Genomic DNA, 14,292 nt, shown 5'->3' with positions numbered 1-14,292 from the left:
CGCCCGTGGCAACCGCTTGCCGCTCACGAAATTACAGAATGACCAGTTGGCCCTGGATCGCGCCCGCCTGCTGCAGCGCCTCCAGGATCGCCATCAGATCCCCGGGGGCGACCCCCACCTGGTTCACCGCCCGCACCAGGTCGTCCAGGGTCGCGCCGGTATCGAGCTTGAACATCCGACCGGGATCCTGCTGCACGTTGATGGTGGAGTTGTTGGTGACCGCCGTCTGCCCGCCAGCGAGCGGATTGGGTTGGGAGACCTGCTGGTTCTCGGCGATGGTGACCGTCAGCCCACCGTGGCTGATGGCCGCCGGGCGCAGCTTGACCTCGCTGCCGATGACGATGGTCCCGGTACGCGAATTCACGATGATCTTGGCGGACTCGCTCGCCGGGTCCACTTCCAGGTTCTCGATGGTGGAGAGGTAGGAGACCCGCTGGGCCGGATCCCGCGGTGCGAATACCTTGATGGAGGTGGCGTCCATCGCCTGGGCGGTGTTCGGACCCACCAGATCGTTGACCACGTCCGCCAGACGGCGGGCGGTGGTGAAGTCCGGCCGGTTCAGGTTGAAGGTGATGGTGTCGCCCTGGCTGAAGGAGTTGGGAACCTCCCGCTCCACAGTCGCCCCGTTGGCGATGCGCCCCACTGTGGGCGTGTTCACCACTACCTTGGAGCCGTCCGCCCCTTCGGCCCCGAGGCCACCGACCACCAGGCTGCCCTGGGCCACCGCATAGACGCGGCCATCCAGCCCTTTCAGGAAGGTCTGGAGCAGGGTGCCGCCACGCAGGCTCTTCGCCTCGCCGATGGCGGAGACGGTGACGTCTATGGTCTGGCCCGGCTTGGAGAAGGGGGGCAGATCCGCGTGGATGGCCACCGGTGCCACGTCCTTGATCTTGGGCTTGATGTTGTCAGGCACCTTGATGCCGAAGTTGTTGAGCATGGTCCTGAAGGTCTGCTCGGTGAAGGCGTTGTTCTTCTCCCCCGTGCCGGGCAGGCCCACCACCAGACCGTAACCGATCAGCTGGTTGCTGCGCACCCCTTCCACCGAGGCGAGGTCCTTGATGCGGGATGCGTGCGCCAGCCCGAAGGGCAGCAGGCAGCACAGCAGGGCAAGCAGACGGAATCGGTTCATGACATCTCCTAACAAAACCTTCCTGATCCAGGGCCCGTGAACGCCCCGGACTCTTGAGTCTTAAATGGGCCACCAGGGGCCGTTGAAGAAGCTGGTGAGCCAGCCCTGTTCCTGGGTGTTCGCCAGATCCCCGGTACCGCCGTAATAGATACGCGCATTGGCCACCCGCTGGGAGGAGACGCTGTTTTCCGAGCTCACGTCCTCCGGGCGCACCAGACCGGTGATACGGATGTATTCGTTGCCATTGTTGAGCATGATCCACTTCTCGCCGCGCACCAGCAGGTTGCCGTTTGGCAGTACCTTGACCACGCTGACCGAAATGTTGCCCTGCAGGCTGTTGCTCTGATCCGCCTTGGCCTGCCCCTTGAAGGCACTGTTCTGGCCGATGGAGGCCGACAGATCGTAGGGCCCCGCCGTGACCGGCACGCCACCCAGGGTGACGGGGTCGAGCGCCAGCTTGTTGTCCTTGCCGCTCTGGGTGTTGGCCTTTTTCGACGCCGAGGTCGACTCCGCCAACTGGATGGTGATGATGTCACCCACCCGGTGCGCCTTGATGTCCGAGTAGATGCCGTTGACCTGCTCGGGCTGGAAGATGGCGCCGGTCGGGCGCACCGACACCGGCTCTGACTCCCCGTAGACGGGGGCGAAATCCGGGTCATCCGGTTTGGCGGTATTGGGGGTACTGGTGCAACCCGCCAGCGTCAGCAGTCCCAGCATCCATATGGCTTTCATCATGACACTCCTTTCATCAGGTCCGCTGGGTCAGGAAGGACATCATGGAGTCGACGGCGGAGATGACCTTGGAGTTCATCTCGTAGACCCGCTGAGCCTGGATGAGATTCACCAGCTCCTCGGTCACGTTGACGTTGGAGGTCTCCAGCATCCCCTGCTTGATCACCCCCAGCCCGTCCGCGCCGGCAGTCCCCTGAATGGGGGCGCCGCTGGACTGGGTCTCGAGGAAGAGGTTCTCCCCCATGGGCTGCAGGCCGGTGGGGTTGACGAAGTCCGTGGTGTTGATCTGGCCCACCACCTGGGATTGGCCATCCCCCTTGAGCTGGACGGAGACCTGGCCATCCTCCCCCACGGTGACGCTCTGGGCGTTCTCGGGGATCTGGATCTCCGGTTGCAGCGGGTAACCGTTGCCCGGGGTGACGATGGTCCCCTCGTCGTTCAGGGTGAACTGGCCGTTGCGGGTATAGGCGGCGCTGCCATCGGGCAGCTGGATTTCGAAGTAGCCGCGGCCGCTGATCATCAGATCAAGGGAGTTGTCCGTGGTCTGGACGTTGCCCTGACTGTGGTTTTTCTGGGTGGCGACCACCTTGGCCCCCGCCCCCAGCATCAGGCCGGAAGGGAGCTCGGTGTCCGCCGAGGAACGACCGCCAGGCTGGTTGATGTTCTGATACAGCAGATCCTCGAAGATGGCTCGCGCCTTCTTGTAGCCCACTGTGCTGGCGTTCGCCAGGTTGTTCGAGGTGACCGAGATGTTGGTCTGCTGGGCATCGAGGCCGGTCTTGCTGATCCAGAGTGCAGGATTCATGGGGTGCTCCTTGATTAGCTGATACGCAGCAGCTGGGTTTGTGCCTCGTCGTTCTCCTCGGCGGTCTTCATGATCTTGACCTGAGTTTCAAACTGACGTTGCAAGCGAATAAGGTTGGTCATCTCGTCGACCACGTTGACGTTGCTCCCCTCGAGGGAGCCGGCGATCAGGCCCACATCCGCAGACGCGGCCTCATTCTGGCCATCCTTTCGGCGAAACAGGCCGTCCTGGCCTTTCTCCACCGCATCTGCCGCCGGGTTGACCAGCTTGATACGCTGGAAATCTTCCGGCAGGTTGGCGGCTGCCCCCTCGGGACGGCCGCTGATGGTACCGTCACGATTGATCTCAATTTTCTCCATGGGCAGGGGCAGCACGATGGGCTGACCGGCATCATCCACCACATTCAGACCGGTGGAAGTCTGCAGATTGCCGGTGGCATTGAGCTGGAGGTTGCCCATGCGGGTATAGGCTTCCGCACCGTTGGGATCCTGCACCGCAATCCAGCCTGGCCCATCGACGGCAACGTCAAGATCCCGACCCGTGGTCATCAGCATGCCGTGCTGCAGGTTCTGGCCCGGCCGCTCGGTCATGGCGAACACCCGCGTGGGCAGCCCTTCGCCAAACGCCTGCATGCTGCGCGCCTGCTCGAAGTCAGACTTGAAGCCAATGGTGTTGGCGTTGGCAAGGTTGTTGCCACGAACAGCCAGGCTGTTCATGTTCTCCTTGGCCCCGGACATGGCGATGTAAAGCAGGTGATCCATGGGATCCTCCGTCAAACAGATGACTCTCACAGCTCAACTGCAAGTTGAATGCCAAGAGAGATGACAAAGACGGAATGAAAGGAGGAAATGAGGCGGGACGGAAATGACAAGGGGCGCCGAAGCGCCCCTGCCAACTACCCGCCGTCTTAGCGGATCTGCAGTATGTTCTGCTGCAGGGAGCTGTTCACTTCCAGGGAACGGGAGTTCGCCTGGAAGTTGCGCTGGGCAGTGATGAGATCGACCAGCTCGGTGGTGAGGTCCACGTTGGACTGCTCCAGTGCCGACGACTTGATGGAGCCGAACGTGCCGGAGTTCGGGGTGCCGGGCAAGGCATCGCCAGAGAGCAGGGACTGGCGCCAGGAGGTGTCGCCGACCTGGGTGAGCCCCTGGGCATTGGCAAACTTCGCCATGGCCACCATGGCCACCTTGACGGTGGTGGCGTTGCTGTAAGTGGCGGAGACAATGCCATCCGCCCCGATCTCCACCTTGGTCAGGCGACCGACGGTGGAGCCGTCCTGGGTCAGCTTGCTCACTTCAAAGGGGGAGGCGTACTGGGTCACGGTACCAAGCTTGAACTCAATCTCCTGGGTGCCATCGGCGCCATTGGTGATGATACCAGCCCCTGTCGCCCCCAGGGGTTCCGTCTTGATGACCGCCGGGGTGGTGGGTGTGACCATCTTGCCGGAGGCATCGAAGGTCACCCGGGCGCTCAGGGGAGCCTGGCTCAGACCGGTCGCCATGGTGGTGGCCGTACCGCCTACGATGTCGATGGGCTTGTCCCCTTCATAGAGGTACATACGCCAGGCAGTCGGCACCGCCGCTTGGGTAGGATCGGCCGGATCCGCTTCCTTGGTGAAGTACTGGGTGATGGTGTGTGGCTCGCCCAGGGAGTCATAGACCACCACGGAAGTAGAGGAGGAGTAGGTGGTCGAGTCAGTGGGATCGAATTTGGAGGCATTGACATCCATCAGCGTTTTCGTGCTGGAAGGCAGGTTGAAACCAGCCTCGACCGTCGTGGTCTGCACCGGCTCACCGGCCTTGTCCGGGATCTGGATGGGCTTGGTAGCGTTGATGCTCACCGCCTTGGGGGTGCCATCAGAGTTGATCTCGTACCCTTGCAGATAACCGCCGGAGTTGCTGACCATGTAGCTGCTTTCATTGAGCTTGAAGGCGCCCGCACGGGTGTAGGTGCGATCCAGGTTGGTCAGGCCGTCCGAGGTCACGAAGAAGCCGTTGCCCTGGATGGCGAGATCCAGCGCGTTGTTGGTGAATTGCAGCGCGCCCTGGTGGAACTGCTGGGCCACCGCGCCAGTCGCCACCCCGTTGCCGACCTGGGTCTTGGCGTTGACGAAGATGGAGTTGGCATAGACGTCGGCAAACTCGGCACGGGACTCCTTGAAGCCGGTGGTATTGACGTTGGCAATGTTGTTCGCGGTGACGTTCAGGTCTTTTTGAGCCGCATTGATGCCGCTGAGGGCATTGTTGAATGACATGTCTTTCTCCTTAGATCACTGCGTTAGAGGACGAAGCCGACTGGGTGGTGGTCTTGCCGGTCGTCGCGCCAATTTCCAATACATCGGTCAGGTAGATGCCACCCAGTCCCTTGAGTTTGAGGGTGCTGGGGTTGGTGCTCGTTCCCAGGGTGACGCTCTCCACCTTGGCGTAAGTCAGGGCGGGGACGCTCTCCGACTTGCCGTCGACGGTGGCATGCGCCTCTATCGAATATTTGCCGCTCTTGGCCTGGTTGCCGGACTTGTCCTTGCCATCCCATTCGAAGGCCACGTTCCCCTTGTGGCTCCCTTCGATGGAGAACTCCCTGATGACCTGGCCGCTCTCGTCCTTCACCGTCACCTTGATGTTGCTGCCGCCATCGCCGGTGGCGATGACCCCCGTGAGGGTACCCCCCTTCTCCACGTAACCCGTGTTGGACGGGATCAGCACGTTCTGTCCCACCAGCGCGGAGGCCTGCAGCGCCTGGCTGGAGGTCATCAGGCTGTTGAGGCTCTCCATCTGGGTGGAGAGGCTGCTGATCCCCTGAGACGTCGACATCGAGGTCATCTGGGAAAGCATCTGGGCGTTGTCCACCGGTTTGAACGGATCCTGATAGGAGAGCTGCATGGTCAGCAGCTTCAGGAAGGACTCCTGATCCAGCTCCTTTTTCTGGGTACTGGTGTTGACCGTACTGGTCTGGGCCGACGTCGTCCGGTTGACGCCCAGCAGGCTGTCATAGGTATCTGCCACTTATGCTCCCCCCTCTAGGGCGTGCCCACTGGGCCGATTGTTGCCGCCTGGCAGGCGATCACGGGTCACTCTCATCCGGGTTCACCTCTGTCAGGACTTGCCCAGACCCAGGGTCTGCTGCAACATTTTCTTGGCCGCATCGGCCACCTGGACGTTGGTCTGGTAGCTGCGCGACGCCGCTATCATGTCCGCCATCTCTTCCACCATGTTGACGTTGGGCTTGAAGATGAAGCCATCCTTGTCCGCCATGGGGTGATTCGGGTTGTACTCCTTGAGCAGGGGCGCATCACTCTCGACAATGCCCTTCACATCCACCCCGACCGAGGCCTGCTTGTCGGACATGGCCTGATCCAGCTGGGCGGCAAAGACTGGCCGCCTGGCGTGGTAAGTTTTTTCCACGCTGGAGCTGACGCTGTCAGCGTTGGCCATGTTGCTCGCCACCGTGTTGAGACGAACGGACTGCGCGCTCATGGCAGAGCCTGCAATGTCAAAGACCTTGAACAAACTCATCCTTGCTCTCCTTTCAGTGCCTTGAGCAGGCCGCTTATCTTGCTGTTCATGAATTCAAGGGAGGCCTGGTATTCGAGGCTGTTGCGCAGGAACTCGCTGCGCTCCTGCTGCACGTCCACCGTGTTGCCGTCACCGGTATCCGGTTGCAGGGGATTGCGGTACTGGGTCGTGCCCGGGGTATCCATCTGCAAGGCGAAGTGCTTTTCGCTGGTGGTGCTGAGCCCGAACCCTTGCTGGCCCTGGGCATCCTGCAACGCCTGTGAGAAGTCGATGTCACGGGCCTTGAAGCCCGGCGTGTCCGCATTGGCGATGTTGCTGGACAACACCTCAGCACGCTTGGCGCGCACGCTCAGCGTGTACTGATGAACACCGAATGCCTTGTCGAATGAAATTGCCATAGCACACCTCCTGCTTCATGAATATTTAGCAAGAGGTGTGCCAAGAGGGTATTGAGCGGGGTTATTTGACCTTGTAGACGATGCCGGGGTTGCAGCGGATCATCTCGAACTTGTCGGTGAGGCCGGCCAGAGACTCTGAGGCCCCCAGCATCAGGTAGCCGCCAGGATTGAGGCTGCTGGCGAACTGGTTGAGGATCTTGGATTTCACTTCGGGCGCAAAGTAGATGAGCACGTTGCGGCAGAAGATGATGTCAAACTTGCCGAGCAGGCTGTAGCTCTCCAGCAGGTTGAGGGGACGGAAGCTGGTCAATTTTCTGACACGCTCCACCACCCGCATCTTGTTGTCGCCACAGGGTTCGAAAAAGAGTCGCTTGCGCTCGGGGGAGAGCCCGCGAGCCAGCGCCAGGCTATCGTAGACACCCTCCTTGCACTGGTTGAGCATGGTGCTGGAGATATCGGTCCCCACTATCTGCACCCCGCCCGGCAAGGTACCCGGCCGCTTGACTTGCTGCTCCAGCGCCGTCATGGCGATGGAGTAGGGTTCCTGCCCGGATGAAGAGGCGGCAGACCATATCTTGATGGGACGACCGCTCTTGCCAAGCTCCGGGAAAATCTTGTCGCTCAGCAGCTGGAACGGATAGGTATCGCGAAACCACAGGGTCTCGTTGGTGGTCATGGCATCGACCACCGCCATCTTGAGCTCCCGCTCGCGCACGCTCATCGCCCGGGTGACCAGATCAGACAGACTCTCGATACCAAACTGAGTCATCAAGGGCGACAGGCGGCTCTTGACCAGATACTGTTTGTTGTCACCCAGCACTATGCCGCTCTGTTGCGCCAGAAAATTGCTGAATTGCCTGTATAAGTCGTCCGAAAGTGTCTTCATGCAGTTGTTCTTCTTGATTAGAGAGCGCCTTGTACGGCCTTGGCCAATTCATCCGGCTGGAATTTGGCAATGAAATTGTTCGCTCCGACTTTCTGCACCATGGCCTGATTGAACACCCCACTGAGGGAAGTGTGCAGGATAACATGCAAATCCTTGAGGTTGGGATTGTTGCGGATCTCGGCGGTGAAGGTATAACCGTCCATCTCCGGCATCTCGATGTCCGAAATGACCAGGGCTATCTGATCCTTGATGGGACCGTTCTTGGACATCTCCAGCAACATGTTGAGCGCTTCCCGTCCATCCTTGGCCAGCACGCATTGCACCCCGATAGCCTCCAGTGCCCGTTGAACCTGCTTGCGCGCAACCGAAGAGTCGTCCGCAACCAGCACGGGACGCCCGTGAGGATTGCGCTCCACGCTTGCTTCCACCAGTTCGGTGGACACCTCGGTGGAGACCGGCGAGATCTCGTTGAGAATGCGCTCCACGTCCAGGATCTCCACCAGCTCACCATCTACCTCGGTCACCGCCGTCATGTAGTTGATGCGACCTGCCCCTTTGGGTGGCGGCAGGATGGACTCCCAGTTCATGTTGATGATGCGCTCGACCGAGTGGACCAGGAACCCCTGAATGGAGCGGTTGTACTCGGAGATGATGATGAAGCACTTGGAGAGGTCCTGGATGGGGCGTTTGCCCATCGCCATGCTGAGATCGATCACCGAGATGGTCTGGCCGCGGATATGTGCCACGCCGCGAATGCAGGAGTTGAGCTTGGGCATGACGGTCAGAGGGGGACACTGCAGCACCTCGCGTACCTTGAATACGTTGATGCCAAATCTTTGACGTCCATTGAGACGAAACAACAGCAGCTCCAGCCTGTTTTGTCCCACTAGCTGGGTTCGCTGGTTGACCGAGTCCAGAATACTCGCCATAAACACTCCCTAAAAATGCTTGGCACTGATCGTGCATGTCATTATGCATGCACATTGGCTTGCATCAGATCATCGTTGTTTCAACAACCGAATAATTCTGGAGCAAGCATAGTTAACTACGGTGGTATACGTGAATAACTTATCGACCGGTAAGCAAAAATGATTAGTAGACTTTTCCTTATCTTACTGCCGTTTTGCAGTCTGTCTCACGCCATGGCGTCCGAGGTCACCGACTATTTGCAAGAACAGGCACAGGCGTTCGTGCTCGACCAGCTCGATATTCCCCTCGATGCACAGGCCGACGTCAAGGCCGGTACCATTGACGAGCGTCTCCCCCTCACGCGCTGCGAAGATGCCCTCACCATTTCCCTCCCCGCCAGGATGGAGATCCGTCGCAACACCACCGTCTACCTCAAGTGCGAGGGAGAGAAATCCTGGGATCTCTATCTACCGGTCCGGGTCAGCATCCAGAAACCCTATGTCACCGTCGCCGTCCCGGTTGCCAAGGGAGACATTTTGAGTGAACCCATGCTGACCCTGGCATACCAGGACCAGACCCTGATCCGTGGCGACTACCTTACCGACCCGACCGCCCTCATCGGGGTACGCAGCAAGCGTGAGCTCAAACCGGGCCAGCCAATCAGGCTCACCCAGGTATGCGTGGTCTGCAAAGGGGACCAGGTCACCCTGAGCGCCGAAAACAGCAGCATGCAGATCAAAACCATGGCCCGCGCCTTGCAAGATGGCAGCTTCGGAGACATGATCCGGCTTGTCAACACGCGCTCGGGCAGAACGGTGCAAGGCCAGGTCAGTGCAGTGGGTTCCGTGGTCGTGACATTCTGACACATGAATGCACTGCGCAATTTTTTTCTAAAGTTCTGACCGCCGTCACCGATATACAGGTAAGCGAACAGCAAAGCAGACGAAGGTAAACCTTATGGCTATCAACAATATCAACAACTTGGCTAACAACCGCCTGCAAAACAGCGGCAGCAGCCAAGGTGTAGCCACCAAGTCGGCGACCTCCAGCGAGAGCAGCCGTGCGACGACCGTCAAGAGCGACTCTGTCTCCTTGACCAGTGAGGCGCAGCAATTGCAACAGATGCAGAAGACCCTCAACACCGCCTCCACCGGTAACGAGAGCCGCGTCGAGAGCCTGAAGAAGGCCGTGGCCAGTGGGGAGTACAAGGTCAACAGCGAAGCCGTGGCCAGAAAGATGTTCAGCTTCGAAGCCGATCTGGATAAACGGTTGGGATGATGGACCTCCCTTCGCTGCTGCGCGCTCAGGACGACAACCTCTCCCAGATGCAAGGCTTGCTGGCAGAGGAGTTCGACCTGCTCAAGGCTCACCGGGCCCTTGCCTTGCCGGCACTCGCCGATCGCAAGCAGCAACTGTTGGTGGCCATCGAGACGCTGGACAAGACTCTGGCAGAGCTACCCGACCTGCAGCAACAGCTGGGCGCCTTCCCGACCCAATTGCAGGCCCTTCAAGCCAAGCTGGAAGCCTGTCAGGAGCAGAACAACCTCAATGGACGTCTGCTCGAACTCAGCATTGTTTCCAATCGCCGTCTCGCCAGCTTCCTCAGCAAGCTCAGAGACAGCAGCTCCCTGACCTATGACGCCAAAGGCAATACCCGCTCAGGCACCCGCTCTTTCGGGATCAAGGCCTGATCTCCTCTCCCCCTTCTGGTTTTCTCTCCTTGCCAGCCCCTCATCAGAGCACTAGCTGCATCAGGGTTTCTCCATCCTTGCAGGCATGGATGCTCATGCAGCCGTCGTCATAGCGCCCATAACTGGCCACCCACTCGCCCCTTGGAAAACAGATAGACCCCGGGTTCATCAGGAAAATCTCTCCCTCCTGGCGCAGCACAGGCACATGGGTATGACCGCTGATGAACAGGCTCTCTGCTGGCAGGGGCACGTTGCCGGGCTCATAGAGATGACCGTGGCTGACAAACCAGCGCCGCCCATCCACCAGCAGCTGGTTGTAGGGCGCCGTGATGGGGAAGTGGAGCAGCATCTGGTCCACCTCCGAATCACAATTGCCACGCACCGCCATGATGCGGGGGGCCAGCTCGTTGAGCCTTGCCGCCACAGCGGCAGGATCATACCCCGCCGGCACCGGATTACGCGGCCCGTGATTGAGCAGATCCCCGAGCAGCAGATAGTGATCAGGCTGCCAGGGAGCGAGTTGCGCCAGCACCTGCTCGAGGGCAGTCAGACTGCCGTGCAGATCCGAGATGATGGCAATCTTCATTCCACACTCCTCATGGCTGGCTGAAATAGAGATCCTTGGTGGCGATGGCGCCCTTGAGGTTGCGGCTCGGCAAGCCGCGCAGTGCCGGGTCCACCAGTCGCATCTGGTTGTAGTGATAGACGGGGATGACGGGCACCTCCTCCATCAGCAGTTGCTCGGCCTGATGATAGATCCCGGACCGGGCGTTGGCATCCAGGGTCTCGGAGGCCTGCTGCAGCAGACCATCGAAGGCGGGGTTGCAGTAGCCGCTCTCGTTCTGGGGATCCTGGCAGCGGAAACTGCCAAGCATGGACGACGGCTCGACATAATCACCAAACAAAAATGAACGAGCCAGCATGAAATCACCACTGTCCTTGGCGACCTGATAGGCATTCCACTCCATGTTGTTGAGGGAGACCTCGACCCCCAGCGGTTTCCACATGGCCGCCACCGCCAGGGCCAGCTTCTTGTGGTTCTCCGACGTGTTGTAGGTCAGCGTCAGCCTGAGGGGATGGGCGCTGTTGTAGCCCGCCTGGGCCAACAGCGCGGCGGCCCGGGCCAACCGGGTCGGCTGGTCTTCCCGGGAGAGGGGGATATCCAGCTCGTCATAACCCGGCATGGCGGGCAGCAGTGACCAGGCAGAGCGCTCCCCCTGGCCGCTCACCTTCTCGGTCAGCAGGTGGCGATCGATGGCCATGGAGAGCGCCTGGCGCACCCGCACATCCTGCAACTCGGGGCGATTGAGATTGAAAGTATAAAGATAGGTGCCAAGCAGCGGCAGACCCCAGATCCGCTCCGGTGCCTCCTGCATGGTCTTCTGGTAGTACTCCAGCGCCACCTTGTTGGTGAGCTGGATCTCCCCCGCTTCGTAACGCAGCCGCTCCCCATGCTGGGAAGCGAGCGGCAGGTAGGTCACCCGCTGGATCCGGGTATGGGCGTCATCCCAGTACTGGGGGTTGCGTTCGGCTTCGATGCGCTCGTTCACCACCCAGCTCGCCAGCTTGTAGGGGCCATTGCTCACCATCTTGCCTGGCTGGGTCCACTGCTTGCCAAACTGGGCGATGACCCGCTCGTTGACCGGCACGAAGGGGCGCTGGCTGACCAGTTGCAGGAAATAGGGAACAGGGCGCTCCAGGGTCACTTTCAGGATCTGGTCGCTTTCTGCCTCCACCCCCAGGGCATCGAGGTCGAGCGCCCCGGCATAGATGGACTGGGCATTGTTGATGCCGGTCGCCAGCAGCAGGCCGGCGGAGGGGGAAGCCTGCGCCGGGTTCAGCAGCCGCCGCCAGGCGTAGACGAAATCCCGGGCGGTGAGGGGCTCGCCGTTGGACCATTTGAGCTGGGGACGCAGGAAGAAGCGCCACACCAGCCCATCCTCGCTGGTCTCCCAGCGCTGGGCCTGGGCGGGCACTATCTTGCCCTGACCATCCTCGCTCACCAGCCCCTCGAACAGGTCCACCAGCACCACCTCCCCCGGGAAACCGGAGCGGATCAGGGCCGGATCGAGGGACTCGGGTTCGGCGCCATTGCCCTTGACCAGGGTCTGCCTGTCCGACAGCACGGGCTGCTGCACCACGGTAGTGGCCTGAAGCGGCGGCACCGCCATCAACCCGAACAGCAAGGGAGAGAGCCAGCGGCGGGCTGGCCTGGCGGCGAAACGGTAAAACATGACATCAACCTCGTTCAATTCTTTTGACTGCAATGGGGGGAAGGCCGGCGGCGCGCCTGGAACCGAATGCAACATGCCGCGCTTGTTATCCCCGAAGACGACCCGTATTGTATCGGGCCTGCCCGATAGAGGGAGTCTTTCGGGCTATTTTTTTCAAGGTTTTATGACGACACGGCCGCCACGGGTGGGCGCAATCGCCAGAAGGCGCACTCCCCTGCCCCCTTGGCAATCGCCCCGGGGCGATGTGTCGCCTGCAAGTCCGGTTGTCGTCTACCGTTTCAGGGGTCTTTATGGGTTACGAATGGCTGGCGCTGGCTGCCGCCAGTTTATGGGCGATCGCCGCCCTCATCTCCGTCAAACCGGCTCGCCATCTGGGGGCCTTTGCCTACAGCCGCTGGCGGATGTTCCTGGTCAGCCTGATGCTGGCCAGCGCAAGTCTGGTGACGGGAGGCTGGCAGACCCTCACCGAGAGCGCCCTTCCCCTGCTGGCCCTCTCCGGCCTCATCGGCATCTTCGTCGGCGACACCGCCCTCTTTGCCTGCATGAACCGACTCGGCCCCAGGCGCAGCGGTCTGCTCTTCTCCTGCCACGCCCTCTTCTCCGCCCTGCTCGGGCTCTGGCTCTTTGGCGAGCGGCTCGATGGTTGGCGCCTGCCAGGCGCCTTGCTGGTCCTGGCCGGGGTCATGCTCGCCATCCTGTTTGGTCGTCGTGGCGACAACCAGCAGAACGAATGGGAGCAGGTGCGCGGCCGCCTCGTGGTCGGCATAGCCCTTGGCCTCACCGCAGCCCTGTGCCAGAGCCTGGGAGCCATCATCGCCAAGCCGGTGATGATGAGCGGCACCGTGGACGCGGTGAGCGCTTCCGGCGTGCGCATGGCCAGCGCCCTCTTGGCACACTGCGTCTTGCGGGCGCTGCGCCTGCCGCTCGCCATGCCGCACAACCCCATCAACCGGCAGGTGCTCGGCATGATAGGCATCAACGGATTTCTGGCGATGACGCTGGGAATGACCCTGATCCTGGTGGCCCTGCGTCAGGGAGATGTGGGCATGGTGGCCATCTTGTCTTCCACCACACCGGTCATTCTGCTGCCCTTGCTGTGGTGGCACTCGGGGATGCGTCCCTCGCTCCCCGCCTGGGCCGGAGCCCTGCTGGCCACCCTGGGCACGGCCCTGGTGCTGGGAATGGGGAACTGAGCTCCGTCTCTCCTGCAAGAAGGAAGGACCAACACGCCCATCGGCGGCACTGAGCCGCCGATGCTCACCCTTGCCGGACAGGGAGAGAGGCGATCGCGTCCCTAGAACAGGGCCACTTCCTCTTCGGTCAGCTCCCGGTATTCCCCCGGTGCCAGCTCATCGTCCAGAGCCAGATCGCCGATGCGTTCCCGATGCAGCCCGACCACCTTGTTGCCGATGGCGGCGAACATCCGCTTCACCTGGTGATACTTGCCCTCGTGGATAGTCAGGCGTGCTTCCCGCTCGTCAAGGATTTCCAGCTCCGCAGGGCGGGTCTTGTCGTTCTCGTTGCGCAGGTAGATACCGTCGGCAAAGAGCGAGATGGCCTCTTCACTCACGGGATCAGCCAGCCAGACGTGGTAGGTCTTCGCACACTCGTGCCGGGGCGACGTGATGCGATGGGACCACTGGCCGTCATCGGTGATCAGCACCAGCCCGGTGGTATCGAGATCGAGGCGCCCCACCACGTGCAGTTTACCCATGGCCGGCTCGTCGAGCAGGTGGAACACGGTGGCGTGATCCGGGTCCTCGTTGGAGCAGACATATCCTTCCGGCTTGTGCAGCATGAAGTAGCGATTCTGCAGGTTCAGGGTCAAGGTCACACCGTCAAACTCGATCTGGTGTTGCTCATTGATGTGAAAGGCGGGCTGCTTGACCAGCACGCCGTCTACCAGCACTTCCCCCTGACGGATCAGCTTGCCCGCCTGGGAACGGGTCAAATCGGAGCAATCGCAAAGAAATTTGTCGAGCCGCATGCAAAAACC

At 60.9% G+C, this 14,292-nt stretch carries 17 protein-coding genes; 4 read left to right on the top strand and 13 right to left on the bottom strand.

Annotation, left to right across the window (positions count from 1 at the left end; translation table 11 throughout):
• Positions 1 to 31 precede the first annotated feature (31 nt).
• From AB5Y51_RS12850 to AB5Y51_RS12805, 10 genes are all read right to left on the bottom strand, one after another.
• A complete protein-coding gene (locus tag AB5Y51_RS12850; protein WP_010675288.1) occupies positions 32 to 1,129 on the bottom strand; it encodes a flagellar basal body P-ring protein FlgI in 1,098 nt (365 codons plus the stop codon).
• Between the two features lie 60 nt (positions 1,130 to 1,189).
• On the bottom strand, positions 1,190 to 1,861 hold the full coding sequence (flgH, locus tag AB5Y51_RS12845) for a flagellar basal body L-ring protein FlgH (protein WP_010675289.1): 672 nt from the start codon (positions 1,859 to 1,861) through the stop codon (positions 1,190 to 1,192).
• 16 nt (positions 1,862 to 1,877) lie between these two features.
• Entirely contained in the window at positions 1,878 to 2,666 is a 789-nt protein-coding gene (gene flgG / locus AB5Y51_RS12840; RefSeq protein ID WP_010675290.1) for a flagellar basal-body rod protein FlgG, read from the bottom strand.
• A gap of 14 nt (positions 2,667 to 2,680) precedes the next feature.
• A complete protein-coding gene (gene flgF / locus AB5Y51_RS12835; RefSeq protein ID WP_010675291.1) occupies positions 2,681 to 3,427 on the bottom strand; it encodes a flagellar basal-body rod protein FlgF in 747 nt (248 codons plus the stop codon).
• 146 nt (positions 3,428 to 3,573) lie between these two features.
• Positions 3,574 to 4,920: a flagellar hook protein FlgE gene (gene flgE / locus AB5Y51_RS12830; protein WP_039040233.1), complete on the bottom strand. Its 1,347-nt coding sequence runs from the start codon at positions 4,918 to 4,920 to the stop codon at positions 3,574 to 3,576.
• A gap of 10 nt (positions 4,921 to 4,930) precedes the next feature.
• On the bottom strand, positions 4,931 to 5,668 hold the full coding sequence (locus tag AB5Y51_RS12825) for a flagellar hook assembly protein FlgD (protein WP_183149726.1): 738 nt from the start codon (positions 5,666 to 5,668) through the stop codon (positions 4,931 to 4,933).
• Positions 5,669 to 5,758: 90 nt separating this feature from the next.
• Positions 5,759 to 6,178 (bottom strand): flagellar basal body rod protein FlgC, encoded by a 420-nt coding sequence (gene flgC / locus AB5Y51_RS12820; RefSeq protein ID WP_005329775.1) that lies wholly within the window; start codon positions 6,176 to 6,178, stop codon positions 5,759 to 5,761.
• A complete protein-coding gene (gene flgB / locus AB5Y51_RS12815) occupies positions 6,175 to 6,576 on the bottom strand; it encodes a flagellar basal body rod protein FlgB (RefSeq protein WP_010675294.1) in 402 nt (133 codons plus the stop codon). The genes flgC and flgB overlap by 4 nt, the downstream gene beginning before the upstream one ends.
• A gap of 61 nt (positions 6,577 to 6,637) precedes the next feature.
• Positions 6,638 to 7,462, bottom strand: a complete 825-nt coding sequence (locus AB5Y51_RS12810; RefSeq protein WP_010675295.1) for a protein-glutamate O-methyltransferase CheR — start codon at positions 7,460 to 7,462, stop codon at positions 6,638 to 6,640.
• A gap of 17 nt (positions 7,463 to 7,479) precedes the next feature.
• Positions 7,480 to 8,391: a chemotaxis protein CheV gene (locus AB5Y51_RS12805; RefSeq protein ID WP_010675296.1), complete on the bottom strand. Its 912-nt coding sequence runs from the start codon at positions 8,389 to 8,391 to the stop codon at positions 7,480 to 7,482.
• Positions 8,392 to 8,628: 237 nt separating this feature from the next.
• On the opposite strand from AB5Y51_RS12805, the gene flgA reads away from it, so the two are divergent.
• From flgA to AB5Y51_RS12790, 3 genes are all read left to right on the top strand, one after another.
• Complete coding sequence (flgA, locus tag AB5Y51_RS12800) at positions 8,629 to 9,234, top strand: flagellar basal body P-ring formation chaperone FlgA (RefSeq protein ID WP_039040281.1); 606 nt, start codon at positions 8,629 to 8,631, stop codon at positions 9,232 to 9,234.
• Positions 9,235 to 9,328: 94 nt separating this feature from the next.
• The gene (flgM, locus tag AB5Y51_RS12795) at positions 9,329 to 9,649 is read left to right on the top strand and encodes a flagellar biosynthesis anti-sigma factor FlgM (RefSeq protein WP_010675298.1); all 321 of its coding nucleotides are present in this window, start codon (positions 9,329 to 9,331) and stop codon (positions 9,647 to 9,649) included.
• Positions 9,646 to 10,062: a flagella synthesis protein FlgN gene (locus AB5Y51_RS12790; protein WP_039040232.1), complete on the top strand. Its 417-nt coding sequence runs from the start codon at positions 9,646 to 9,648 to the stop codon at positions 10,060 to 10,062. The genes flgM and AB5Y51_RS12790 overlap by 4 nt, the downstream gene beginning before the upstream one ends.
• Positions 10,063 to 10,105: 43 nt before the next feature.
• Here AB5Y51_RS12790 and yfcE read toward each other — a convergent pair whose 3' ends face one another.
• Both yfcE and AB5Y51_RS12780 read right to left on the bottom strand, forming a co-directional pair.
• On the bottom strand, positions 10,106 to 10,648 hold the full coding sequence (gene yfcE, locus AB5Y51_RS12785) for a phosphodiesterase (RefSeq protein ID WP_183149724.1): 543 nt from the start codon (positions 10,646 to 10,648) through the stop codon (positions 10,106 to 10,108).
• A gap of 10 nt (positions 10,649 to 10,658) precedes the next feature.
• The gene (locus AB5Y51_RS12780) at positions 10,659 to 12,296 is read right to left on the bottom strand and encodes a peptide ABC transporter substrate-binding protein (RefSeq protein WP_039040230.1); all 1,638 of its coding nucleotides are present in this window, start codon (positions 12,294 to 12,296) and stop codon (positions 10,659 to 10,661) included.
• Between the two features lie 290 nt (positions 12,297 to 12,586).
• Between AB5Y51_RS12780 and AB5Y51_RS12775 the strand changes: the two genes are divergently transcribed.
• On the top strand, positions 12,587 to 13,489 hold the full coding sequence (locus tag AB5Y51_RS12775) for a DMT family transporter (RefSeq protein WP_039040229.1): 903 nt from the start codon (positions 12,587 to 12,589) through the stop codon (positions 13,487 to 13,489).
• Positions 13,490 to 13,590: 101 nt separating this feature from the next.
• Here the strand turns inward: AB5Y51_RS12775 and rsuA are convergent, their stop codons facing one another.
• Positions 13,591 to 14,283, bottom strand: coding sequence for a 16S rRNA pseudouridine(516) synthase RsuA (gene rsuA, locus AB5Y51_RS12770; RefSeq protein ID WP_039040228.1), 693 nt, complete (start codon positions 14,281 to 14,283; stop codon positions 13,591 to 13,593).
• Positions 14,284 to 14,292: the final 9 nt, after the last annotated feature.

Origin of the sequence: Aeromonas sp. R7-1, from assembly GCF_040908115.1 — a bacterium.
GTDB classification, from domain to species: domain Bacteria; phylum Pseudomonadota; class Gammaproteobacteria; order Enterobacterales; family Aeromonadaceae; genus Aeromonas; species Aeromonas caviae.
This window is presented reverse-complemented; position numbering and strand designations above follow the sequence as displayed.